Origin of the sequence: Pedobacter sp. Hv1, assembly GCF_001412215.1 — a bacterium.
GTDB lineage: Bacteria > Bacteroidota > Bacteroidia > Sphingobacteriales > Sphingobacteriaceae > Pedobacter.
The window spans coordinates 413,416-434,587 of record NZ_LLWP01000002.1; the positions used below are offsets into that span (position 1 = coordinate 413,416).

Below are 21,172 nucleotides of genomic sequence, written 5' to 3' on the forward strand. Positions count from 1 at the left end.
AAATACAACTATCTAATAATCAATGATTTAAAAAATAACAGAATTTAATTAGTTACTTTGAGACGTAATTTTTACAAAGTTTAGTGATTATATGTATCTTTAATTTAATTTTACAGTCGCCATTTAGCTGAAATCATACCATATCTTTACATTTTATTATGCAAACCGTACTGCAATTATGGCATGTTTTTAAATAATTTTAATTATTAAATCATCTTTAGTAATTATTAATCAATAATTATGACATTTTTTGAAGAATTAAACGACGAAAATATATCTGGGGTAGCATTCAAAAATATCCACCTCAAAAAAAACATCATCTCACTCTTATGCAATAATGGCAACTCTACTATTGCAGAACTATGCAAAGAATTAAATTTAAGCACACCCAAAGTCACTAACCTAGTAGCCGAATTGGTAAACGATGGATTAGTTGAAGACTTGGGCAAATTGGATTCTACGGGAGGAAGAAAACCCAACATCTACGGAATGATTTCCAATTCTGTATTTTTTATTGGGGTAGATGTGAAATACACACATTTGAATATTGGCTTGGCCGATCTGCAGAAAAACTTGGTCAACATTTCTGAAAATGTACCTTACCAATTAAATAATAGCCAAGAATCTTTAATCGAACTATGTAACGCCATTAAAAAATTCATTAAAACTACTGGCGTTGGCAAAGACAAGATTTTAGGTATCGGCATTAACCTTTCTGGCCGAATTAACTACTCTACTGGTTACAGCTACAGTTTCTTCCACTTTAATGAAGAACCTTTAACCAAATTCTTAGAATCGGAGCTAGGTGTTAAAGCCTTTCTAGAAAACGACTCGAGGGCAATGGCCTATGGAGAATTTAATGCTGGCGTAGTACGCGATGAAAGAAACGTTTTGTTTTTAAATATGGATTATGGCCTAGGTATGGGGATCATGATCAATAGTCATCTATACTATGGCAAATCTGGTTTTGCCGGCGAATTTGGCCACATCCCATTATTTAACAACGAGATTATCTGTAAATGTGGGAAAAAGGGTTGCTTAGAAACCGAAGCATCTGGACAGGCGCTACTCCGATTATTCAAAGAAAAAGTAGCTCAAGGCTCATCCACTTCTTTGATCACTCAACAGAAACTAAAAATTGATGATATTATTTTAGACGATATCATTAAAGCCGTACAATACGATGATGTGTTAGCTATTGAACTGATTGCACAAATTGGAGAAAAGCTAGGAAGGGGAATTGCGCTCTTGATCAATATCTTCAATCCGGAACTGGTCATTTTGGGAGGCAGCTTAGCTGCTACTGGCGAATACATCCGCTTACCGATATTGAGTGCCATTAACAAATACTCATTAAGTTTAGTGAGCAGCGACACGCAATTGAAGTTCTCGAAACTTGGCGAAAAGGCCGGAGTAATTGGCGCTTGCCTGTTGGTAAGAAATAGACTACTGAACCTCTATTAATTAAAATTTTGTCTCGAAAGTAAATTTCACCTTCGAGACAAAATCAATTATTTCAAATCTATAGGAATAAAGATCAATGGTGTAGGTAAACATGAAGCGCCCGGAGGAGAATACTTCAATTTGATCGTTTGCTCACTTCCATCAGCCGAAGGCTTAAATACTTGAATCAATATCGCTTCTGGTGCTTTTTTGGTTACCAATCTATCTTTTGGCAATTGAATGATGCCTTCAGGAAAAAGCCCCCCGCTAACCACAATACTTGCCGCCATACCGCCACACCACTGGTTATCTGCCGATCTAGAGTTCCAAGTTACCAATGCCAAGCCCTTGCCATCCGTACTCTTCCATTTCAGCTCTACATCGTACATTACCCCATAATTACCTGCCAATTTAGCAATCTTACCACTATGGCTTTCTTTGCCAACTACCCAAGGATCTGTTGCCCCATCTGCCAGCATTAACTGAACCACACCATCTTTGGTATCTACTACTTTATCGTTCAACACTTTATAATTGCTTACACCAAAAATACCTCTTCCAGCATTGGCATGACCAAAGGGAATAATGTTCTTGATCTTGTCTGCAGCTACCTGAACTGGTGTACCCGGCGCTGCCTGCACAACAGAAATTTCTCCTGGCTGATCAATCACAAATTCATAAAATCCATGCACCAACTCATCGTATTTAACAATGTGTTTATCTAATTTTTCATCTATAGAAATAGATTTACCCGGTGCAATACTTCTAATCACCACACTGCCATTTGACGCAAAATAATCTGCCAATCCTTGTTTTCCAATCTGAAAATAATTTAAGCTTGGTTTTTGAGAAGAATATTTCAGCATTCTCAAATGCATGGTTTGCTTTCCTGTATTTTTTAATACTGCAATAATTTTGCGGTCAATCTTGGCAGGTTCCTTTACTCCATTTACATTATAAAGATATAAACGTACAGCTCCTGGCACTACCGCCTCTTTCAATGCAATAGCTTCTGGCACACGAATGTATTCAGGATCGTCAGAAATGATAAACTGTGGACCAGGCAAAACAATTTTCTGGTAATTGATCTTATCGATTTTTTCGGTCAAGAATCCTGGAAGCTCCACAATACTCCCCTGTTTGGTTTGAAGTATAGCCTTATCAGAACCAGGTTGTAAAACCTGTGCCTGCAATTGCATACACGATGCCGTGACAACTATACCACTCAGTAATGTTTTTAATTTTTTCACTTGTGTTTTGTTAAAAATTTATATTCGGTTATTTTGTAGTTTCTTTTGCCAACTCATCAAAAAATTTAAAGTGTTGATGAATTGTTTTAGACCAATAGCCTCCTGTATGTGCACCTGGTTGTGTAATATAAGTGGCCTTGATTTTTAAGGAATCGCATTGCTGTCTAAATTGGTTGTTGGCCTTGTATAAATAATCTTCGGTACCACAATCGAAAATCAATTTCTTATTGAGGTCTTTAATCAAATGCAGCCGATTTATCGGACTATACTCATCAAAAAGTTTATTTTCTTCACTGTACTCACCTAATATATAAGCCAAAGTTGTTTTCTTAAATCCAGAATGGCGCAGGTTCAACACACCCGAAGTACTGCCAGCACTCAAAAACAGTTGAGGATAGCTGATCAAAATGCTCATGGCTCCAAAACCACCCATGCTTGCTCCAGTGATAAAATATTTTTTGGCATCTGTACTGTACGAATTGCTAATTTTAGGCAACAACTCCTTTATAAAAAACGATTCATATTGTACGCTATCTTTGTTAGGCGAATTTAAGTACCAACTCTTTTTCAACCCATCGGGGCAAACGATGATAAAACCATATTGATTGGCTAAACCTTGAAAATCAGCAAGTTTACTCCAAGACCTGTAATTGGCAGAATGTCCATGCAGCACATACACCACCGGATATTTTTGACTTTTTTGATAAGTAATTGGTTTATAAACTAAAACAGAGTCATTTGTCTTTAAATATGTAGATTTTATCACCAACACATCCTGCGCATTGGCGTTTAATCCCAACATAAAAAATACAACTATCAAAAAGTATCTTACCATAGTTATCAAACCTTATTGCTTAACTTATCAGCACAAGTATATAAAATATATTTATAAGAATGATAAACTTTTTAAAAAAATAAAATAAGTACACCAAAAAAGTGAAAATAACTACTCAAACAGCAGCAATTTGCCCGCTATTGCAGAATTAAAAACTATGCTTACATTTGTAATAGACAAAAAGGAAATGGTGTCTTCCTACTTGAACCGCCTTAAAAAGCTGATGACGCCTGGTTATTAATGTAAAAACATTTAATCAGGAGGATCATGTCCAGTAAAAATCAAAAATCAATCTTAAAAAAAACTAAACAGGCATTAATTTTATTTTTTGGTCGTTTCCCTGCAATTCCCTATTTATTAAAATGGTTACTGATCAGCTTGGTAATTGGCGTTTGCATTGGTACCACCTCTGCCGGATTTTTACAATCGTTAGCATGGGTAACTCAATATAGAGAAAATCACCTATGGCTAATTGCACTTTTACCAATAGGAGGCCTAGCCGTAGGCTTACTTTACCACTATTTTGGTAAAAGTGTTGCCCCTGGCAACAACCTGCTTATTGATACGATCCTTAATCCTCAAAAAACCATTCCATTCAGAATGGCACCATTTATATACATTGGCACCCTAGTTACCCATTTTTTTGGCGGGTCTGCCGGACGAGAAGGAACAGCCCTACAAATGGCGGGCGCCATTGCAGACCAGTTTAGCAAACCTTTTAGATTAACTGCAACAGACAGAAAAACTTTAATGATTGCAGCAATAGCCGCAGGTTTTGGTTCTGTTTTTGGCACTCCTTTGGCCGGAGCCGTTTTTGGACTAGAAGTTTTTTTAATTGGTCGATTAAGCTACACCGCTATCTTCCCTGCTTTTACTGCTGCCATTATAGCCGATCTGGTAACCAAATTATGGAAAACCAATCACACCCATTATGCGATTAATCATATACCTGATGTTTCTCTAGTCTATATTGTCTACGCTATTCTTGCAGGGTTGGCATTTGGTCTCTGTGCAGCATTGTTTAGCAAAACACTTCATTTCACTAGTTCCATCTTTAAAGCGAAAATTGCATTTCCGCCATTACGTCCATTTGTTGGAGGAATAATAGTAGCACTTGCCGTTTTAGCCATTGGTACCACAAAATATATTGGATTGGGTATTCCAACCATTGAAGCTTCATTTGATGTTCCATTACCCAGCTATGATTTTATGATAAAGATGGCATTTACCATTGTAACCTTGGCTGCAGGCTTTAAAGGTGGAGAGGTTACCCCCCTATTTTTTATTGGTGCGGCTTTGGGCAATGCACTTTCTTACTTCATCCCCCTGCCCATGGGCCTCTTGGCAGGAATGGGCTTTGTAGCTGTATTTGCAGGCGCAACCAATACACCTCTGGCCTGCACCTTAATGGCTATGGAATTATTTGGGAGTACCTGTGGTATCTATGTAGCTATTGCCTGTGTAGTTGCTTATCTGCTATCTGGCCACACAAGTATTTACACCCACCAAATGATTGGCGAAACGAAACATGCTAGGTTTAAAAGGTACTTGGGCAAAAGATTGAACGAACTTTGATGCTGTTTGACCTCAGATGATTATATTTAAATAAAAAATACCATGAAAAAATTAATGTTTCTTTCGCTCTTTCTATCCATGGCTTTTATGCTGAAAGCTCAGGATAAAAAAACAAATCCAAACTACGATGCCTCTCTAGCTAAACAATACGGCGCTGATGATTATGGCATGAAAATGTATGTTTTAGTGATCTTAAAAACGGGATCCAATACCAGCGAAACCAAAGCCAAAACAGACAGCTTATTTGCAGGCCATATGGAGAACATGGGCAAATTGGTAAAAGTTAACAAATTGATTGTTGCTGGCCCATTGGCTAAAAACGACAAGACCTATAGAGGCATATTTATCTTAAACACCAAATCTATTGAAGAAGCCAAAGAATTATTGGCAACAGACCCTGCGGTTAAAGCAAAACTATTGGATGCAGAATTGTTTAATTGGTATGGTTCTGCCGCACTTGCCGAATATTTAAAAGCCGACGATAAAATAGGGAAATATAAGTTTTAAGTTTTTCTAGAGAGGAAATGGGGAATGGGAAATAGGTAATAGTGAATAGGAAATAGAGAATAGGGAATAGAAAGTGTAGCTTTTAGGGGAAAAATACTTTATACTTTATACTTTATACTTTATACTTTATACTTTATACTTTATACTTTATACTTAAAAAACTATTCTTCTTTCTGCTGGAACTTATAAAACAAATAACCTAAAAAAGGCAAAATCAAAACGCTGCCTAATACTAGGGCCCAACCTAAACTGTCTACTGTTTTAATTGGTGCAATGCTTCCAAATAGTGAAATCGCATCCCCATTCTTTAAACGGATAAAATTAGGAAAATGGGCATAACTGATCGCTAAAAGAATCATCGTTACCTGAAAGCCAGCTAAAATCCGTAATACTTTTGTTTTACCTTTTAACAACAGATACCACAGTAAAATCAGAGACAGGCTTGCCAGAATAACCGCAACTAAACCCACTTGATTTTGAAACACCCAACTGACCAGGGGTACATCTTCGTTGCCCGCAGCTATAAAAACTAATGCACCACAAACTACGGCTCCAATATTCATAAATTCTGCCTTTTTGATAAAGCGCTTTTTATCTGCTTCAACTTTACATTCTCCTATCAAATATATGGCTGCCAAAAACCCACACAGGGCAACCGTAAATAAACCCACTGCAATAGAGAACCAGTTGAGCCAGCTAAAAATATAGGCATCAACAAAATTGCTTGCTTGTGTATTGATTTGCCCTGAGAGCACACTCCCTGCAATAATTCCTAAAAAAAGTGGCGTAATGAAACTAGAATAAATAAAAACCTTGTTGTACACTTCCTGCATTTGGTCTTTAACCGCATCGTAATGTCTAAATACAAATGCTGTTCCTCGAGCAATAATCCCTATCAACATAATGGCTAATGGAATGTGCAAGTAAACAGACATGGTGGTATAAATGGTTGGAAAAGCCACAAACAAAATTACAATGGTAATGATCAGCCACATGTGGTTAGCTTCCCAAACCGGGCCAATAGCATGATACATGGTGTTACGTGTTTTACTCCTATTTTTTGAGGACGTAAATAATTCGATAATCCCTGCACCAAAATCGGCACCACCCAACAAGAAATAAAGTAGAATGGCCAGACAAAGAAAGGTAATGACAACGTATTCCATAACTAATGAGATTTAGGATCTTCTGGTTGACTGTACAAAGTGGGTACCATTTTAATTTGACGATACAACAAAAAGATCACAATGATACTAAGCGAAGCATAGATAGCAGAAAACAGGTAAAACGACCAAGCTATACCCGGCATTGGTGTTACCGCATCTTTGGTTCTCATAATCCCGTAGATGATCCAGGGCTGCCTACCAACTTCTGTAACCACCCAACCCGCTTCTAAAGCAATATAACCTAGTGGGATGGCGTATACGAACAACTTTAAAATCCAATGCCTGCCCAACAAGGATTTTTTACGCCACAGGGTAATCCAATAAATGAGCGAGATGATCACCAGCAAGCTCCCTATCCCTACCATAATCTGGAAAGCATAATGGGTAATCGCAACTGGCGGATGTTCATTTTCTGGGATCTTATCTAAACCTATCACCTCCGATTTGAAATCGCCATGTGCTAAAAAACTTAAGGCCCCTGGAATTTCAATGGCCATTTTCACTTCTTTCTTTTGCTCGTCTACAATTCCTCCAATTAATAAAGGCGCTGGTTTTTGTGTATGGTACAGCGCTTCCATCGCTGCTAATTTAGCCGGTTGTCTTTTGGCCACATCTTTTGCCGAAATGTCTCCACTTATGGGTTGTAATATGGCACAAATGGTAGCAAAAGTAGCTGCAATCTTAAAGGCTTTATAATGGAAGTCTTGGCTTTGTTTTCTTAATATCATTAAGGCATGTACCCCTGCAACGGCAAAACCGGTAGCCGTAAATGCTGCCAAGCACATGTGTAGGGCCTGTGTAAACCAAGCTTTATTAAACATGGCCTGTATCGGATCTATATTTAAATATTGACCATTTACAAAATCAAATCCTGCAGGACTATTCATCCAGGCATTTGCTGCCACAACTAAAATACCCGAGGCCAAACCGCTTACTCCAACCACAACCCCTGTAAACCAATGAAACCATTTATTGAGTTTATTCCAGCCATACAAAAAGAAACCTAAGGCAATGGCCTCGATAAAAAAGGCTGTTCCTTCTAAAGAGAAAGGCATTCCAAAAATAGGCCCGGCATGCTCCATAAACTTAGGCCAGAGCAAACCCAACTCAAAAGAAAGCATGGTACCAGAAACTGCACCTGTGGCAAAAAAGATGGCTACTCCTTTGCTCCAAGCTTTGGTAATGTGCTTATAGACTTCGTTATTTGTTTTAAGCCATTTGTAATGCGATACAGCCATAAAAAATGGCATCACCATACCAATACAAGCATAAATGATATGAAAGCCCAAGGAAAGGGCCATTTGTGAACGGGCAGCTAAGAAATCGTCCATAAGCTTAAGAATTAATTACACAAATATACCCTATAGAATTATGGAATTATTTAACTATCAATAAAATAGCTACTATTTTTTCAATATAGAACGTTTATAAATTATAGAAAAATTACTAGTTGTTGTATGAATTGTTTAATCAATATTCACCCCTCAATAACTTTGGATTACATTCAAAAAAACAAAACCTCAAACTATAGACAATGGACCATGAACTATCAACTATAGACCATGGACTATTAACTATAAACCATGGACTATGAACAATCTACCAAAAACTAGCCCGTTGTAAGCTCAGTATATGCTGCCGTTAAACTTCTTGCTACCCCATCACCTGTCCACTCTGGCGCACCGGGAATACTTGTTGCCTTTAAGATTTCTTCTTTTGTTTTGCCCGCTTTGATCTCGGCACCTACAAAAGCCAACAATGATTGCAGATAATTTTGAAAGGCTTTGATATCGGCTTTATTTCCGGTTACTTTTTCTGGATCTAAGCTATGCCCCCAGATAAATAAAGTATCCTTATCAAATTGATTTTGAATTTGCTCAAGCGCTGTGATCCAATTGCCAATATGTGCACCATTCGCTTTATCAATAAATGGATAGCGACGGTTAAATACCAAATCGCCAACATGTGCAATATTTGCATTTTCGAAATGGTAAACCACATCACCATTGGTATGTCCAGATCCATAATAAGTGGCACTAATTTTTTCCTTGCCTACAGGCGCTTTCCATCCTTTACCAAAGGTGATGTCAGGAAAGAGTTGCTTGTCTTCATTTTTGGCTTTTTCTGCGGCCAGTTTTTGGTTAACCAGCGAATTTTGATGAGCAACCACATGTTCTGCTAAACCTTTAAATGCAATGTTACCTGCAGTATGGTCGCCATGATGGTGGGTATTTAATAGATATTTGAATGGTTTCTCACTCAAGCCTTTTAATTCTTCGATTACATGCGGTGCAGTGGTTGGAAATTGCGAATCGACTACCACAAATCCACTTGTACCATTTAACCAAGCTATAGTACCGCCCTGTTCGGTAAAAATACCAACATCGTTGCGCAATAGCTTAAACTGATAGGCCCTAGCTAAATTAGGGCTGGCAAAAGCATCAGCTTTATAAAAAGAAAGTACTGCCATGGCCAAGGCCGAGTTTTGAATAAATTGTCTTCTTTGCATGATCACGAAAATTAAAAAACCACGATAGGATACCGTGGTTTAAATGTAATGAAATATTTGATGTTTTACTAAACTCCAGTTCCCGGAATTGTACCAGGTTCGTGACCATCGCCAAACGAATTGTGGGTACGTCCATGTTTTTTTTCAAACCGACTGGTTATTTTTGAAGAAGAGTTTTTCTCTACATTTTGTTCATGCCTCACTTCCTCTTTTTCATTGCCTATATCAATCAAATCATTTTTTATAGCGCTGTTTTTTTCATTTTTAGTTTCCATACGATTGTTTTTTTTAAGAGATGTCTTGTTTTAACAATTCACAGAAAATATTGTTTTAATTAGCGTTTCATAAAGTATAGCAACAAAAAAGCCTTAGCACTAAGGCTAAGGCTTTTCACTTGGTTAAAAATAAGCGTAACAAATAAACATCTACCCTTTTTAACAAACTCGTGGCATCGAGTACATTAATTGTAATAAGAACCGCTTAAACTTAAAACTCCAATTACCTAATTGTGCCAATAGATTTGGCACTATCAAACTTAACTAAACATATTCGTTTATTTAGTAACTTTTCAGTTACATTTACTTAAAAATCGATGTTTAAACATATATAAAGACAGTTTTAGAATATATGAATATGTAGAAATTAGCTTGAAAAATTGCCCTACAGCTCAGCAAATTCATAAAAAAACCTTGACCATCTAGTCAAGGTTTTTTAACCTATAACATCTATTTTGTTATAAAAAAGTTATAAAAAAGATTCAAGCTTAATCTATCCAACTACTTTATAAGCAGAAAATAGGGTTTATTGAATAATTTGGTTAAGCTAAAGCATTTTGCTTTACTACCATTTTAACTTTTTCTAATACGTAATCTAAATCTTCTTTAGTAGTGTACTTGCTAAAAGAAAAACGTACCGATGGACGATTTGGATCTGCTTTTATTCCATTTAATACATGCGAACCAATGTTAGAACCTGATGAACAAGCACTACCACCAGAAGCACAGATGCCATTAATGTCTAAATTGAACAATAACATATCAGCCATATCCATTTCTGGGAAAGATACATTCAACACCGTATACAAACTTTTATCTGCATCGGTTTCTCCATTAAAGCCAATACCTGGAATTTCGGCAATTAACTGCTCTTTTAAATAATCTTTAAGCCCCTGAATGTAGTTTTGGTGTTCAGTCATTTCTGCATAGGCTATTTCTAAAGCTTTGGCCAAGCCCACAATTCCATACACATTTTCTGTACCACCACGCATATTGCGTTCTTGTGCACCACCATAAATCATTGGTGGTATTTTGATATTGCTGTTTACATATAAAAAGCCAACACCTTTTGGTCCATGCAATTTGTGAGCTGCACAAACAATAAAATGAGCTTTCAATTTGCGTACATCATGTGTGTAATGGCCCATTGTTTGAACGGTATCTGCATGGTAAATTGCGTTGTACTTTTCACAAATATTGCCTACAATCTCCATATCAGTTAAAGTACCCAATTCATTATTGGCATGCATCAATGAAACAAAAGTACGTTCATTGTTTTGCAACAATTCTTCTAAATGGTTGTAATCTATCTTACCTTTTTCGTCAATATTTACAAAACTCAATTTATCAATCACACCATCTTTAAGCATCATATTTAAAGTATGCTCAACAGCATGGTGCTCTATTTTAGAAGTAATGGCATGTTTAATTCCGTAGGCAGAAATACCACAACGAATGGCAGTATTATCAGCCTCTGTACCCCCAGAGGTAAAAAATATCTCAGATGGAGAAGCATTTAACAAGTTTGCAACAGTCTTTCTGGCCTTCTCTACCAAAGTTCTCACTTCTCGTCCAAGAGAGTGTATTGCAGAGGGGTTACCATAGAAATTTTCCATTACGTTGCTCATTTCAGCAATAACTTCTTTATCTAATGGGGTGGTTGCGGCGTTATCTAAATAAACACGTTTCATAAAAAGTAGATTACATCAATGTAAACATTGATTTGGTTTTAATTCAGTTTTAGGATTTCTTTAATGTCAGAGATGATTTTGTTTGCCAGATTTTCAGCAATTGTTTCATTTTCCGCTTCGCTATAAATACGGATAATTGGCTCTGTATTGGAACGACGTAAATGTACCCATTCATTTTCGAAATCTATTTTCAAACCATCAATTGTACTAATTTGCTGGTCTTTATATTTTTCTTGCACCTTGATCAATAATGAATCAATATCCATTTCTGGTGTAAGGGTGATTTTATTTTTTGAGATATGGTAAGCTGGATAAGTACTTCTTAACACAGAAATTGTAGTACCCGCTTTAGCTAAATGCGATAAAAACAACGCAATACCTACTAAGGCATCTCTACCATAATGCGATTCTGGATAAATGATCCCTCCGTTACCTTCGCCACCAATAATGGCGTTTGTCGCTTTCATTTGGTTCACCACATTTACTTCTCCAACTGCGGCAGCATTATAGGTTGCCCCAGCTTTTTCTGTCACTACTCTTAAAGCTCTGGTTGAGGAAAGATTGGAAACCGTATTACCAGGTGTATTTTTAAGGATATAATCAGCCACAGCCACCAAGGTATATTCTTCGCCAAACATGGTTCCGTCTTCGTTAACAAAACACAAACGATCTACGTCTGGATCTACAACAATTCCTAAATCAGCTCGCTTGGCTTGTACTACCTTCGAAATTTCAGTTAAGTTTTCTGGTAAAGGCTCTGGATTGTGTGGAAACTCACCATTTGGTTCACAATACAACTCGTACATGGTTGTTACGCCTAAAGCCTTTAACAAAGCTGGAATAAAAATACCTCCACTTGAATTTACACAATCAATTGCAATTTTAAAATTCGCTTTTTTAATGGCTTCAACATCTACCAATGGCAAGGCCAAAATAGAATCGATGTGCTTTTGCAAATAAGTATCGTTGGCAGTTACTTTACCCAATTCGTTTACATCTGCAAAAGAGAAATCAGCATTTTCTGCTATTTCTAAAACCTCTTTTCCATCTGCATCACTAATGAATTCTCCTTTTTCGTTCAATAGTTTTAAAGCATTCCATTGTTTCGGGTTATGGCTTGCAGTTAAAATAATACCACCACCGGCCTTTTCTAAAGGAACAGCAATTTCTACTGTTGGCGTGGTAGACAAACCTAAATCGATTACTTCAACACCTAGTCCTTGTAAAGTACCAATTACTAAATTATTGACCATTTCTCCCGAAATACGTGCATCTCTGCCTAAAACGATCTTTTTATTTTGGGTTTTATTGATCACCCATGAGCCATAGGCAGCAGTAAACTTTACAATGTCGATTGGGGTTAAACCATCGCCAGCTTTTCCGCCAATGGTACCTCTAATTCCAGATATAGATTTTATTAAAGTCAAGTTTCTTATATTTTTTCAAAAATAATAAAAATTTGAGGAAGAATAGTCTTTAAACACCATCAAAACGTAATTTTTGCAAACTTTATCCAAATTATTTTTATCTACTAAATAGATAGAATTACAATAAAAACAACGCAAAATTCAGCTATTGACCAAGCACGGCAACAATATGTTCAAAAAATCAGCTTTAAAATCTCTGCATTTAAACGCAACTGACCTGCATCTAAATAAATTTTATCCTTACTCTTGCAGTACAAAATACTATATTTGCCCATTACAAAAATGTTAATATACTAGGGTAATGCAGCGAAAATGGTTTCAACATTGGTTTAACTCTCCTTACTACCACATACTTTACAGCCAACGTAATGATGAGGAGGCAGAATTTTTGATTGACAACCTTTCTGCTTATTTAAGGCCAAAAATCAACAGCAGAATTTTGGATATTGCTTGTGGCAGAGGCAGACATGCCATTTACCTGAACAAAAAAGGTTACGATGTTACTGGAATAGACCTTTCTGAGCAAAGCATTAAATATGCACAGCAATTTGAGCAGAAAAACCTCCATTTTTATGTGCATGATATGCGCAAGCTATCTTACATCAACTACTTTGACATTGCACTAAACCTATTTACAAGTTTTGGATATTTTGATACCGAAAAAGAACATGTAAATGCTTTAAAGGCATTTAGAAAGGGGTTAAAGGAAGATGGAACTTTGGTGATTGATTATTTCAATACCCAAAAAATTATCAAAAACCTAACCAATCAGGAAACCAAAACGGTTGATGGAATAGAGTTTCATTTGCATAAATTTGTAGCTGAAGGAAAAATTATCAAGCATATCAATTTTGAACATAAAATGAAGGCTTATGCATTTGAAGAACGTGTGCAAGCATTTTTATTGGCAGATTTTGAACGCATGTTAACCAAAAGTGGATTGGTGATTACCGAAACTTTTGGAAGTTATGCACTCGAATCATTTGATGAGGCCAAATCAGATCGTTTAATACTTGTTTGTAAAAAAGCATGATAGCAGAACTGCAACAATTTGACACTGAATTGTTTTTAAAAATCCATCGTGGATTAAGCAATGGTTTTTTTGACTGGCTAATGCCATTGGTAAGAAATCGTTTCTTCTGGTCGCCACTTTATCTTTTCATCGTTATCTTTTGCATTAAGCAATATAAAAAACAGGGATATTATATGATTTTGATGGTTTTGGTAACCTTTGCTATTGGCGACATGGTTGCTTCGAGAATTATCAAACCCAATGTGGCCAGAATTAGGCCATGCAATGAAATTACCTTGCAAGACCAGATTATCCATCGTGTACCCTGTGGCACTGGTTATAGCTTCCCATCGGCACATGCAACTAATCATTTTGGCATTGCAGTTTTTTTAATTTGCCTATTCTACCGCAAGTGGAAAGCAATTTTACCCATTGGTTTGGCATGGGCATTTCTGATTAGTTTTGCTCAGATCTATGTTGGTGTACATTACCCTATTGATACTTTTGTAGGCGCCATACTTGGAACCTGTGTTGGCTTATTTACTTTTTATATTTATCAAAGAATAAAACCCAAAGCTTAAATGGAAATCTGGAAATTTCTTGTTTTATTTTTCTGTGCTTTTTTTGGTGGTTTAGCTATTTTTTTAGTTAAGAACGATAAATCGCAAATACTGAAACTCATTTTATCATTTAGTGGTGCCTATCTATTTGCCATTACGGTGCTGCATTTAATTCCAGATGCTTATAGCGGAACCGACAAAAGTGAGATTGGCTTTTTTATCTTATTGGGTTTTCTGCTACAGATATTTTTAGAACAATTTTCTGAAGGTGTAGAACATGGCCATATCCATAAACACGCTGATGGACATGCTTTTCCGTTGGGGATTATGATTAGTTTATGTTTACATGCTTTTTTAGAGGGTATGCCATTGGCAAAAGACCAAAATAATGAGCTGATTTTTGGAATAGCCTTACATCATATTCCTGCTGCATTTGCTTTGGCAAGCATTCTAATTCAAAACCACATCAAACCTAAAGGTGTTGTTTTTTACTTGATTATTTTTGCCATCATGGCACCAGTTGGCTATTATTTCAGCATTAGCTTAAGCAATGGTAGCATAAGTGGTATGGAGCCTTATTTTAACAAGGTAATGGGAATAGTTATTGGTATATTTTTACATATCTCTACTACCATTCTTTTTGAATCTAGTGCAGACCACAGGATAAATAAGCGCAAAATGCTTGCAGTATTGTTAGGCATTGGTGTTGCCCTACTGGGTTTTTACGCAGCAGGCCACTAGTTTATCCCCTCAATTTATCTAGCAAAACATTCAATTGAGTAGCTTCTTCTTTGGTAATGTGCTTAGCAATAAATTTAGAAAGATCGATCCCTTTATCCAATTTCTTTAATAGGGCTAAACCTTTTTCAGAAATCATAATATCTACAGCACGTTTATCATAATTGTTTTCTGTTTTATCAACAAGACCTTTCTGAACTAAGCGCTCCACAATCCTAGAAGCATCGCTCATTTTGTCTAGAATTTGGGTCCTAATCAAATTAATGGTAGATGGGCTTGGGTATTGTTTTTTCAGAATTCTTAATACGTTATACTGTTGTTGTGTAACATCATAAGGTACAAGTGCATCTTTTACTTTTTTGTTGCCCCAATGGTAGGTAAAACAGATGTTTACTACGGTTTGTTGATATACATTTTCAAATTTTGAAACTTTAGTTTGTTTCTTTAATTGCCTCATTTAGAATTAGGTTTGGTTTGGATTTTTGAGGTTTTACGACCACCATCTTTCCCGAAATTCCACGGACAGTGTTTACATTTATTCTTGCAACAGTAGCCCCTTTTGAGGTGATATGCTGCTGTAAACACCATTAATCCATCTTCGTTCAAATAGTAATCAACTCCCTCTTCCATTAGTTAAGCAATTTAACTACCAACTTATCTTTATAATGATTTTGCAAATGTGTTCCGCTTCCATGTGTAGTCCAAACTTGTTGAGGCTGCACCGTTTCAATTGTTGTTAAAATTGCTTTCCAATCTACATGATCCGAAATGTACAATTGAACCTGATTGTTACTTTGTATATGTTTCCATCCGGTAGCAAAAATCCTAACTACATTTATGGCTTTAAAATAGCTATGAAAAACCATAGGAGGCACAATATAGATCATGTCATTTGCATTGTTTTTCATCACTTTTCTATCGTAAACTTCATATTTACCTAAATCAACGCCCATTTGTTCGTAAATTTTAACAAAAGGTACAATACTATGGTGCACCAATATTCTCTTTTGGGGGCAGTGTTTATTGATGAGCGAAATTAACCGTTGACTTTTACCCAGAGCATAGGCTCCTAACATGATGTTTGGTTTAACGTTATTCAATTTTTCAATTTCCGCCACCGCATCTGGATGTACTGTCTCTGGATTTGCAAAGGTGGTTTCGGTAATCAACACATCTGCGGCTACCAATACTGTTGGCTCGCAGGTTGTATCTGCTTCTAGTTTATAATCGCCTGTATAAAGGTATTTAACGCCCTTGTACTCCATTAAAACCAATGCAGAACCCAAAATATGGCCAGCAGGGTAAAAACTAATTGTTACCCCATTTAATTGAAATGTTGATTGATAAGGCTTGAGGTAAAAATTTGCTGCTGCAAACTTTTTATAACGATGCTGCATAAAAACTGCAGTAGCTTCGGTACAGTAAACGTTTTGATTACCTCCAACAGCATGATCACCATGCGCATGTGAAATCACTGCTTCAACAACTGGCTCTTTTGGATCTAAGTAAAAATTGCCATAACTGCAAAACAGTCCTATTTTTGTTTGAACGATAAAATCGTCGATAATTTCTTTTTGGTCTAACATCATTCTGGTTGAGCAGTTATAGACTTAAAAACTGCTGGTGTAATTCTAAAACTTGCAGGATCACTGAAGTATCATTTGTATTCTGCACAAAATAATCGGCCATTTTAGCCTTTTGTTCATCTGTAAACTGTTTATCCATCCTTGCCATAACTTGTGCCTCACTCACTTGGTCGCGTTCCATTACACGGGCTATTTTTAAAGCTACTGGAGCAGTAACTAAAATCGTATAATCGCACATTTGGTACGAACCACTTTCAAATAAGAGTGCAGCTTCTTTCAAGGTATAAGGTACTTTTTTGGGGATAGTACTTACCCAGCTATCAAAAGCCCTAAATACAGCAGGATGAACAAGTGCATTTAACTTTTCGAGTTCTATTTGGTTGTTAAATACAATACTTGCAATATGCTGATTGTTGAGTTTTCCACTTTCTGTATAACTTACAGTACCAAAGGCAGATTTAACACCAGCGATCAGTATCGGATCACTTACCATTAATTCTTTAGCTACGGTATCAGCATAAAAAACAGGGATCCCCAGTATTTCAAAAACCTTACAAACTGTAGTTTTTCCACTTCCTATGCCTCCTGTTATACCGATCTTTAACATTATTTCTCTATAATAAAATTGATTTTATTGGGACTTACATTCAACAGCTTACAATAATCAGGAAAACGAGTAATTTTAACTGTAAACTTATGATGTCCTAATTTTTTCCATTCATTCATATCCACGGCAGCCTCAATAAAATCTTCATCTATCTCTTGGTAGCTTGACAATGCCACCAAAAAAGTAACGGCTACCTTTTTAGGATAGAGCTTCACATCGTAAAAATCTGTGTTATTGATAATCTTCAAGGGTACTTCAACCGTTTTTTCTGTAAACTCATCAACAGGAATTTTTACCCCTACACTACTTGGATAAATACTAATGTTATTGGAGCTATTCTGCCTAATGGCAACACGAGCATGGGTTGGTTTTTGAAGATCGGTTAATTTTAAGGTATCGGTATACCACACATCAATTTTGGCCAATTCTTCTTGCGGCCCAGAGATATTTACATAAGCTGGCGTTAACTGGATCTGATTGGAGATGCCATATTGTTTTACAAAACTTATGTCTGGGATTAACTTAATGCGCACCCGCTTATTGGTTCTTTTCGAAAAATCGAAATATAAGGTATCTGGTTTAACAGAAATTACTTTTTGCGATGTTTCTAACTGTTTATTGATTTGAAAGAGTTGCTCTGAAAATAAAATGAAACTGCGGTTGTTTAATTTTTGTAGGCTTACTGTAATGGATTGCGGTTTGATACGCAACCGCGAAAAAAGCAATTGCCAGCCAGTGCCTTCTACCTGTAGGTCTACAATATCTGGCTGTAAGGGCTTAAAAGCTTTCTTTTGTGGTTCATCTTTGTAGATCAACTCAGTTTTGGCAGTATAAATATACTTGTTGTTCAATGCCAAAAACAACCAGGCAGCTATAGCTCCTACCAAACAAGTAATCAGCACTAGAAAACGTTTACGTTCTACCTTGGTTAATTTAATGAAGGGCATATTGTAAAATTACAAAAAAAAGCCGCTCTCTCGAAATCACGAAAGAACGGCTATTATTCTTTTAAAAAACTTATGCTTTAGGTGTTGCTGCTGCAGTAGCTGCTTTAGTTGCATCTAAAGAGATAGAAGATTTATCGAAACGGATTTTTGTTCCACCTTCAACTTCTATTAAAAATGTGGTATCGTTAGCACCTACAATTTTACCATGTATGCCGGCAGTAGTTACAATTTTATCTCCAATTTTAAGATCTTCTACTAATTTTTTATGGTCTTTTGCCTTTTTAACTTGTGGTCTGATCATAAAGAAATAGAAAACAATCATAATTAATACCATAGGTATAATTGTACTGTATAAACTACTTCCTGCTGCTGCTTGTAATAATACTGTTGATGTCATTATGTTTTATTTTATTTGATGATTTGATGATTCTTTTAGGTTAGGCTAAATTATTTTTTAGCTTTTACTTCGCCAACTAAGTGTAGTTTTGGCGATTCTGGATTGGCGTTAGAGGTAATGGTAACCGCTTTATCTTGCAAGCCCATTTTACCATGGCTATCAAAGATTACTGTAATTACACCCTCATCTCCAGGTTTAATTGGTGTTTTTGGATATTCTGGTATGGTACAACCACAAGTGGCTGTTGCATCAGTAATAATTAATGGTGTTTTACCAACATTTTTGAATTTAAAACTCGTCTGTACTTTTTCACCTTCGTCAATTACTTTGAAATCATAGATTTCTTTATCAAATTCAAATTTCGGTGCATCTTCAGCCAAAACTGCAGGCGCTTTTGTTTCAGTTCCACCTACTACCTGTGTTTTATCTTCTACTTTATCAGATGCATTTCGGTTACAAGCTGAAAGCCCTATTACAGCTAACGTAATTACTAATAATCTCTTCATCATGTTGTTTTTATCTTTTTAATCCTCAATAAGGCCTCTGCCTATCTTTTTAATACTATTTGTTCTTTTAAGATCACTTAAAATCTTATCTAAGATACCGTTTATAAACGAATTACTTTTAGGCGTACTGTAATCTTTTGATAGCTCTAAGTATTCGTTGATGGTTACTTTAACCGGAATTGAAGGAAAATTCATCAACTCGCAAATGGCCATCTTCATCAAAATAGTATCCATTAAGGCAATCCTTTCCGACTCCCAGTTCTTGGTACGTTCAGCAATCAGTTCTTGATAAGCATCATCGTTTTTTAAAGTATAAACGAACAAATCTTTCACAAATTTGCTGTCTTCTACCCAATCAGCACTAATTGGTGTTAGCTTGTTTTTGAAAGGATCTTCTGAAGTGAAATTTTTCAATGTTTTGGCAATCATCCCTTGCATTACTTCTCTATCTACTGGCCAATTGATAAACCGATCTTCAAATGCCTGAATGATGTTCAAGTTTTTAAGTAAGATTTTACGGAAAATGAATTTGATGATCTCTTTAGAACTTTCTAAGGTTTCTTCTTCTTCAGCTAAATAAGTGGCATATTCCTTAGTATCCTTTAGTTTGATAAAAATCGACTTTACCAATTCTGGATCTGAATGCCAGTTAACCTGGTATTTGTTTACTGCAGCACTATATTCTGGATTTTGCTTTAAAACTTCGGCAAATTTATTGTGCAATAATTTTTGATTTGGGCTTAAATCCTCAGCTGTTGGCAAGTATTTATTTGCTCTTTCTATGGCGTCGTTTGCGGTATATTCAGTTACATCTACCAATAAGGCAAGCATGCGGATATACATTTCGTAAACATTGTCAATACTTTGCATCAAAGTTTTTTGACTGCTTACTGTATCTTTTTTTTCTGTCATGTGCCAAGCAAAAATATTTTGCAAAGCTTTGATTCTTAGGTGCCTTCTATTTAACATGAATGTAAGAACGATTGGTAATTATACCGTTTATAAATGATTTAATATGATGATTTTATTTTCTTGATATCGCTTATTCTTTTTTCTGCAATACGGGCAGCAGCCATATTGGTTGGTATTTTTTCTGTTTTAGATAATTTGATTACTTCACGTGTGGCATCGTAGATATGCTCTGTTAGCTGCATGGTTCTTTTTTTACCAAAACCAGTTAATTCAGAGTAGCAATTAATTAAACCACCAGCATTGATTAAATAATCTGGCGCATATAAAATTCCTTTGTCTAACAACAATTGTCCATGAATTTCCTCATCTGCCAGCTGGTTATTAGCAGAACCAGCAATGATAGAGAATTTCATGTTTTTAATTGTTTTATCATTTACGGTTGCACCTAAAGCACAAGGGGCATAAATATCTGCACCAATCGTAAATATTTTATCTGCATCAATTGGTTTTGCCTTGTATTTGCGTGCCACTTCTTGCAAACGGTCTTGGTTAATATCGCTAATGTAAACCTCTACATTTTCATGTCTCAACAATTCAACCAAATGCTCTCCAACATTTCCAATGCCTTGTACCACTACAGACTTTCCGGCTAACATATCCGTACCAAAAACTTCTTTAACACAAGCTTTAATACCTAAAAACACACCTTTAGCTGTATATGGAGCCGGATTACCTGCACCACCCAAAGACTCAGGAACACCTGTTACATGTTGTGTTTCCATACGGATAAACTCCATGTCTCTGGTGGTTGTGCCCATATCTTCGGCTGTAATAAACTCTCCATTCAGGTTCTTGATAAAACGACCATAACTGCGCATTAGTGCTTCAGTTTTCATTTTTCTAGAATCACCAATAATTACCGCTTTTCCTCCCCCTAAATTCAACCCAGTAATGGCCGATTTATAGGTCATACCTTTAGATAAACGCAACACATCTTCCAAAGCTTCGGCTTCAGAATTGTAGTTCCACATGCGAGTTCCACCTAAAGCAGGCCCTAATGTGGTATCATGAATGGCGATGATTGCTTTTAATCCAGTATCGGGGTCGTTGCAAAAAACCACTTTTTTATGGCCTGATGCACTTAATTGATCTAAAACAGAAGTGACGAGAGAACTATTACCAGACATATAAATTTGTTGAAATAATACTGCAAAATTAAGATAAAAAAA

Annotated in this window: 23 protein-coding genes and 1 riboswitch; of the genes, 6 read left to right on the plus strand and 17 right to left on the minus strand. The window is 36.2% G+C overall.

Translation table 11 applies throughout. The features are described from left to right. The first annotated feature begins 240 nt into the window (after positions 1-240). Complete coding sequence (locus AQF98_RS06055; RefSeq protein ID WP_055131022.1) at positions 241-1,464, plus strand: ROK family transcriptional regulator; 1,224 nt, start codon at positions 241-243, stop codon at positions 1,462-1,464. Positions 1,465-1,511: 47 nt separating this feature from the next. On the opposite strand, the gene AQF98_RS06060 is transcribed toward AQF98_RS06055, so the two are convergent. Both AQF98_RS06060 and AQF98_RS06065 read right to left on the minus strand, forming a co-directional pair. After that, a complete protein-coding gene (locus AQF98_RS06060; protein ID WP_235524175.1) occupies positions 1,512-2,693 on the minus strand; it encodes a copper amine oxidase in 1,182 nt (393 codons plus the stop codon). A gap of 28 nt (positions 2,694-2,721) precedes the next feature. Beyond that, the gene (locus AQF98_RS06065; RefSeq protein ID WP_235524176.1) at positions 2,722-3,495 is read right to left on the minus strand and encodes an alpha/beta hydrolase family protein; all 774 of its coding nucleotides are present in this window, start codon (positions 3,493-3,495) and stop codon (positions 2,722-2,724) included. A 207-nt stretch (positions 3,496-3,702) separates the two neighbouring features. Beyond that, a riboswitch (Fluoride riboswitch) is annotated at positions 3,703-3,768 on the plus strand. A 27-nt stretch (positions 3,769-3,795) separates the two neighbouring features. On the opposite strand from AQF98_RS06065, the gene AQF98_RS06070 reads away from it, so the two are divergent. Then, the gene (locus tag AQF98_RS06070) at positions 3,796-5,103 is read left to right on the plus strand and encodes a voltage-gated chloride channel family protein (protein WP_082434922.1); all 1,308 of its coding nucleotides are present in this window, start codon (positions 3,796-3,798) and stop codon (positions 5,101-5,103) included. Positions 5,104-5,145: 42 nt separating this feature from the next. Continuing rightward, positions 5,146-5,610, plus strand: a complete 465-nt coding sequence (locus tag AQF98_RS06075) for a YciI family protein (RefSeq protein WP_055131025.1) — start codon at positions 5,146-5,148, stop codon at positions 5,608-5,610. Positions 5,611-5,771: 161 nt separating this feature from the next. On the opposite strand, the gene AQF98_RS06080 is transcribed toward AQF98_RS06075, so the two are convergent. From AQF98_RS06080 to glmM, 6 genes are all read right to left on the minus strand, one after another. Then, positions 5,772-6,776, minus strand: a complete 1,005-nt coding sequence (locus AQF98_RS06080; protein ID WP_055131026.1) for a cytochrome d ubiquinol oxidase subunit II — start codon at positions 6,774-6,776, stop codon at positions 5,772-5,774. A 2-nt stretch (positions 6,777-6,778) separates the two neighbouring features. Continuing rightward, positions 6,779-8,107, minus strand: coding sequence for a cytochrome ubiquinol oxidase subunit I (locus tag AQF98_RS06085; RefSeq protein WP_055131027.1), 1,329 nt, complete (start codon positions 8,105-8,107; stop codon positions 6,779-6,781). Between the two features lie 278 nt (positions 8,108-8,385). Then, a complete protein-coding gene (locus AQF98_RS06090; protein ID WP_055131028.1) occupies positions 8,386-9,285 on the minus strand; it encodes an MBL fold metallo-hydrolase in 900 nt (299 codons plus the stop codon). A 68-nt stretch (positions 9,286-9,353) separates the two neighbouring features. Further along, entirely contained in the window at positions 9,354-9,560 is a 207-nt protein-coding gene (locus AQF98_RS06095; RefSeq protein ID WP_055131029.1) for a hypothetical protein, read from the minus strand. Between the two features lie 542 nt (positions 9,561-10,102). Continuing rightward, positions 10,103-11,251, minus strand: coding sequence for a cysteine desulfurase family protein (locus AQF98_RS06100; RefSeq protein ID WP_055131030.1), 1,149 nt, complete (start codon positions 11,249-11,251; stop codon positions 10,103-10,105). 38 nt (positions 11,252-11,289) lie between these two features. Further along, positions 11,290-12,678: a phosphoglucosamine mutase gene (gene glmM / locus AQF98_RS06105; RefSeq protein WP_055131031.1), complete on the minus strand. Its 1,389-nt coding sequence runs from the start codon at positions 12,676-12,678 to the stop codon at positions 11,290-11,292. Between the two features lie 301 nt (positions 12,679-12,979). Between glmM and AQF98_RS06110 the strand changes: the two genes are divergently transcribed. The 3 genes from AQF98_RS06110 to AQF98_RS06120 are packed head-to-tail and all read left to right on the plus strand — an operon-like array spanning position 12,980 to position 14,991. Continuing rightward, on the plus strand, positions 12,980-13,711 hold the full coding sequence (locus AQF98_RS06110; RefSeq protein WP_055131032.1) for a bifunctional 2-polyprenyl-6-hydroxyphenol methylase/3-demethylubiquinol 3-O-methyltransferase UbiG: 732 nt from the start codon (positions 12,980-12,982) through the stop codon (positions 13,709-13,711). Then, positions 13,708-14,271 (plus strand): phosphatase PAP2 family protein, encoded by a 564-nt coding sequence (locus AQF98_RS06115; RefSeq protein ID WP_055131033.1) that lies wholly within the window; start codon positions 13,708-13,710, stop codon positions 14,269-14,271. The genes AQF98_RS06110 and AQF98_RS06115 overlap by 4 nt, the downstream gene beginning before the upstream one ends. Further along, entirely contained in the window at positions 14,272-14,991 is a 720-nt protein-coding gene (locus AQF98_RS06120) for a ZIP family metal transporter (protein ID WP_055131034.1), read from the plus strand. 1 nt (position 14,992) lies between these two features. On the opposite strand, the gene AQF98_RS06125 is transcribed toward AQF98_RS06120, so the two are convergent. The 9 genes from AQF98_RS06125 to AQF98_RS06160 all read right to left on the minus strand — a co-directional run bounded on the left by AQF98_RS06125 (position 14,993) and on the right by AQF98_RS06160 (position 21,130). Continuing rightward, a complete protein-coding gene (locus AQF98_RS06125; protein WP_055131035.1) occupies positions 14,993-15,445 on the minus strand; it encodes a MarR family winged helix-turn-helix transcriptional regulator in 453 nt (150 codons plus the stop codon). Beyond that, positions 15,442-15,618, minus strand: coding sequence for a DUF5522 domain-containing protein (locus AQF98_RS22125; RefSeq protein WP_161805850.1), 177 nt, complete (start codon positions 15,616-15,618; stop codon positions 15,442-15,444). Before AQF98_RS22125 ends, AQF98_RS06125 begins: the two co-directional genes overlap by 4 nt. Further along, on the minus strand, positions 15,618-16,577 hold the full coding sequence (locus AQF98_RS06130) for an MBL fold metallo-hydrolase (protein WP_235524177.1): 960 nt from the start codon (positions 16,575-16,577) through the stop codon (positions 15,618-15,620). Before AQF98_RS06130 ends, AQF98_RS22125 begins: the two co-directional genes overlap by 1 nt. A gap of 13 nt (positions 16,578-16,590) precedes the next feature. After that, on the minus strand, positions 16,591-17,181 hold the full coding sequence (gene coaE, locus AQF98_RS06135; RefSeq protein ID WP_055131037.1) for a dephospho-CoA kinase: 591 nt from the start codon (positions 17,179-17,181) through the stop codon (positions 16,591-16,593). After that, complete coding sequence (locus AQF98_RS06140; protein WP_055131038.1) at positions 17,181-18,128, minus strand: hypothetical protein; 948 nt, start codon at positions 18,126-18,128, stop codon at positions 17,181-17,183. Before AQF98_RS06140 ends, coaE begins: the two co-directional genes overlap by 1 nt. A gap of 70 nt (positions 18,129-18,198) precedes the next feature. Next, positions 18,199-18,525 (minus strand): preprotein translocase subunit YajC, encoded by a 327-nt coding sequence (gene yajC / locus AQF98_RS06145; RefSeq protein ID WP_055131039.1) that lies wholly within the window; start codon positions 18,523-18,525, stop codon positions 18,199-18,201. 50 nt (positions 18,526-18,575) lie between these two features. Then, a complete protein-coding gene (locus AQF98_RS06150) occupies positions 18,576-19,034 on the minus strand; it encodes a DUF1573 domain-containing protein (protein ID WP_235524178.1) in 459 nt (152 codons plus the stop codon). 15 nt (positions 19,035-19,049) lie between these two features. Then, positions 19,050-19,943, minus strand: coding sequence for a transcription antitermination factor NusB (gene nusB / locus AQF98_RS06155; protein ID WP_235524179.1), 894 nt, complete (start codon positions 19,941-19,943; stop codon positions 19,050-19,052). Between the two features lie 98 nt (positions 19,944-20,041). Then, the gene (locus AQF98_RS06160; RefSeq protein ID WP_055131042.1) at positions 20,042-21,130 is read right to left on the minus strand and encodes a Glu/Leu/Phe/Val dehydrogenase; all 1,089 of its coding nucleotides are present in this window, start codon (positions 21,128-21,130) and stop codon (positions 20,042-20,044) included. Positions 21,131-21,172: the final 42 nt, after the last annotated feature.

Excerpts from the sequence above, each read along its gene's own strand:
- AQF98_RS06115 (WP_055131033.1), top strand. The coding sequence starts at position 13,708 with ATGATAGCAGAACTGCAACAATTTGACACTGAATTGTTTTTAAAAATC.
- yajC (WP_055131039.1), bottom strand. The coding sequence starts at position 18,525 with ATGACATCAACAGTATTATTACAAGCAGCAGCAGGAAGTAGTTTATAC.
- AQF98_RS06055 (WP_055131022.1), top strand. The coding sequence starts at position 241 with ATGACATTTTTTGAAGAATTAAACGACGAAAATATATCTGGGGTAGCA.
- AQF98_RS06080 (WP_055131026.1), bottom strand. The coding sequence starts at position 6,776 with ATGGAATACGTTGTCATTACCTTTCTTTGTCTGGCCATTCTACTTTAT.
- AQF98_RS06125 (WP_055131035.1), bottom strand. The coding sequence starts at position 15,445 with ATGAGGCAATTAAAGAAACAAACTAAAGTTTCAAAATTTGAAAATGTA.
- AQF98_RS06140 (WP_055131038.1), bottom strand. The coding sequence starts at position 18,128 with ATGCCCTTCATTAAATTAACCAAGGTAGAACGTAAACGTTTTCTAGTG.
- AQF98_RS06095 (WP_055131029.1), bottom strand. The coding sequence starts at position 9,560 with ATGGAAACTAAAAATGAAAAAAACAGCGCTATAAAAAATGATTTGATT.
- AQF98_RS06130 (WP_235524177.1), bottom strand. The coding sequence starts at position 16,577 with ATGATGTTAGACCAAAAAGAAATTATCGACGATTTTATCGTTCAAACA.
- AQF98_RS06120 (WP_055131034.1), top strand. The coding sequence starts at position 14,272 with ATGGAAATCTGGAAATTTCTTGTTTTATTTTTCTGTGCTTTTTTTGGT.
- AQF98_RS06160 (WP_055131042.1), bottom strand. The coding sequence starts at position 21,130 with ATGTCTGGTAATAGTTCTCTCGTCACTTCTGTTTTAGATCAATTAAGT.
- AQF98_RS06065 (WP_235524176.1), bottom strand. The coding sequence starts at position 3,495 with ATGTTGGGATTAAACGCCAATGCGCAGGATGTGTTGGTGATAAAATCT.
- AQF98_RS06090 (WP_055131028.1), bottom strand. The coding sequence starts at position 9,285 with ATGCAAAGAAGACAATTTATTCAAAACTCGGCCTTGGCCATGGCAGTA.
- AQF98_RS06070 (WP_082434922.1), top strand. The coding sequence starts at position 3,796 with ATGTCCAGTAAAAATCAAAAATCAATCTTAAAAAAAACTAAACAGGCA.
- AQF98_RS06100 (WP_055131030.1), bottom strand. The coding sequence starts at position 11,251 with ATGAAACGTGTTTATTTAGATAACGCCGCAACCACCCCATTAGATAAA.
- AQF98_RS06150 (WP_235524178.1), bottom strand. The coding sequence starts at position 19,034 with ATGATGAAGAGATTATTAGTAATTACGTTAGCTGTAATAGGGCTTTCA.
- coaE (WP_055131037.1), bottom strand. The coding sequence starts at position 17,181 with ATGTTAAAGATCGGTATAACAGGAGGCATAGGAAGTGGAAAAACTACA.
- AQF98_RS06075 (WP_055131025.1), top strand. The coding sequence starts at position 5,146 with ATGAAAAAATTAATGTTTCTTTCGCTCTTTCTATCCATGGCTTTTATG.
- AQF98_RS22125 (WP_161805850.1), bottom strand. The coding sequence starts at position 15,618 with ATGGAAGAGGGAGTTGATTACTATTTGAACGAAGATGGATTAATGGTG.
- nusB (WP_235524179.1), bottom strand. The coding sequence starts at position 19,943 with ATGACAGAAAAAAAAGATACAGTAAGCAGTCAAAAAACTTTGATGCAA.
- AQF98_RS06085 (WP_055131027.1), bottom strand. The coding sequence starts at position 8,107 with ATGGACGATTTCTTAGCTGCCCGTTCACAAATGGCCCTTTCCTTGGGC.
- AQF98_RS06110 (WP_055131032.1), top strand. The coding sequence starts at position 12,980 with ATGCAGCGAAAATGGTTTCAACATTGGTTTAACTCTCCTTACTACCAC.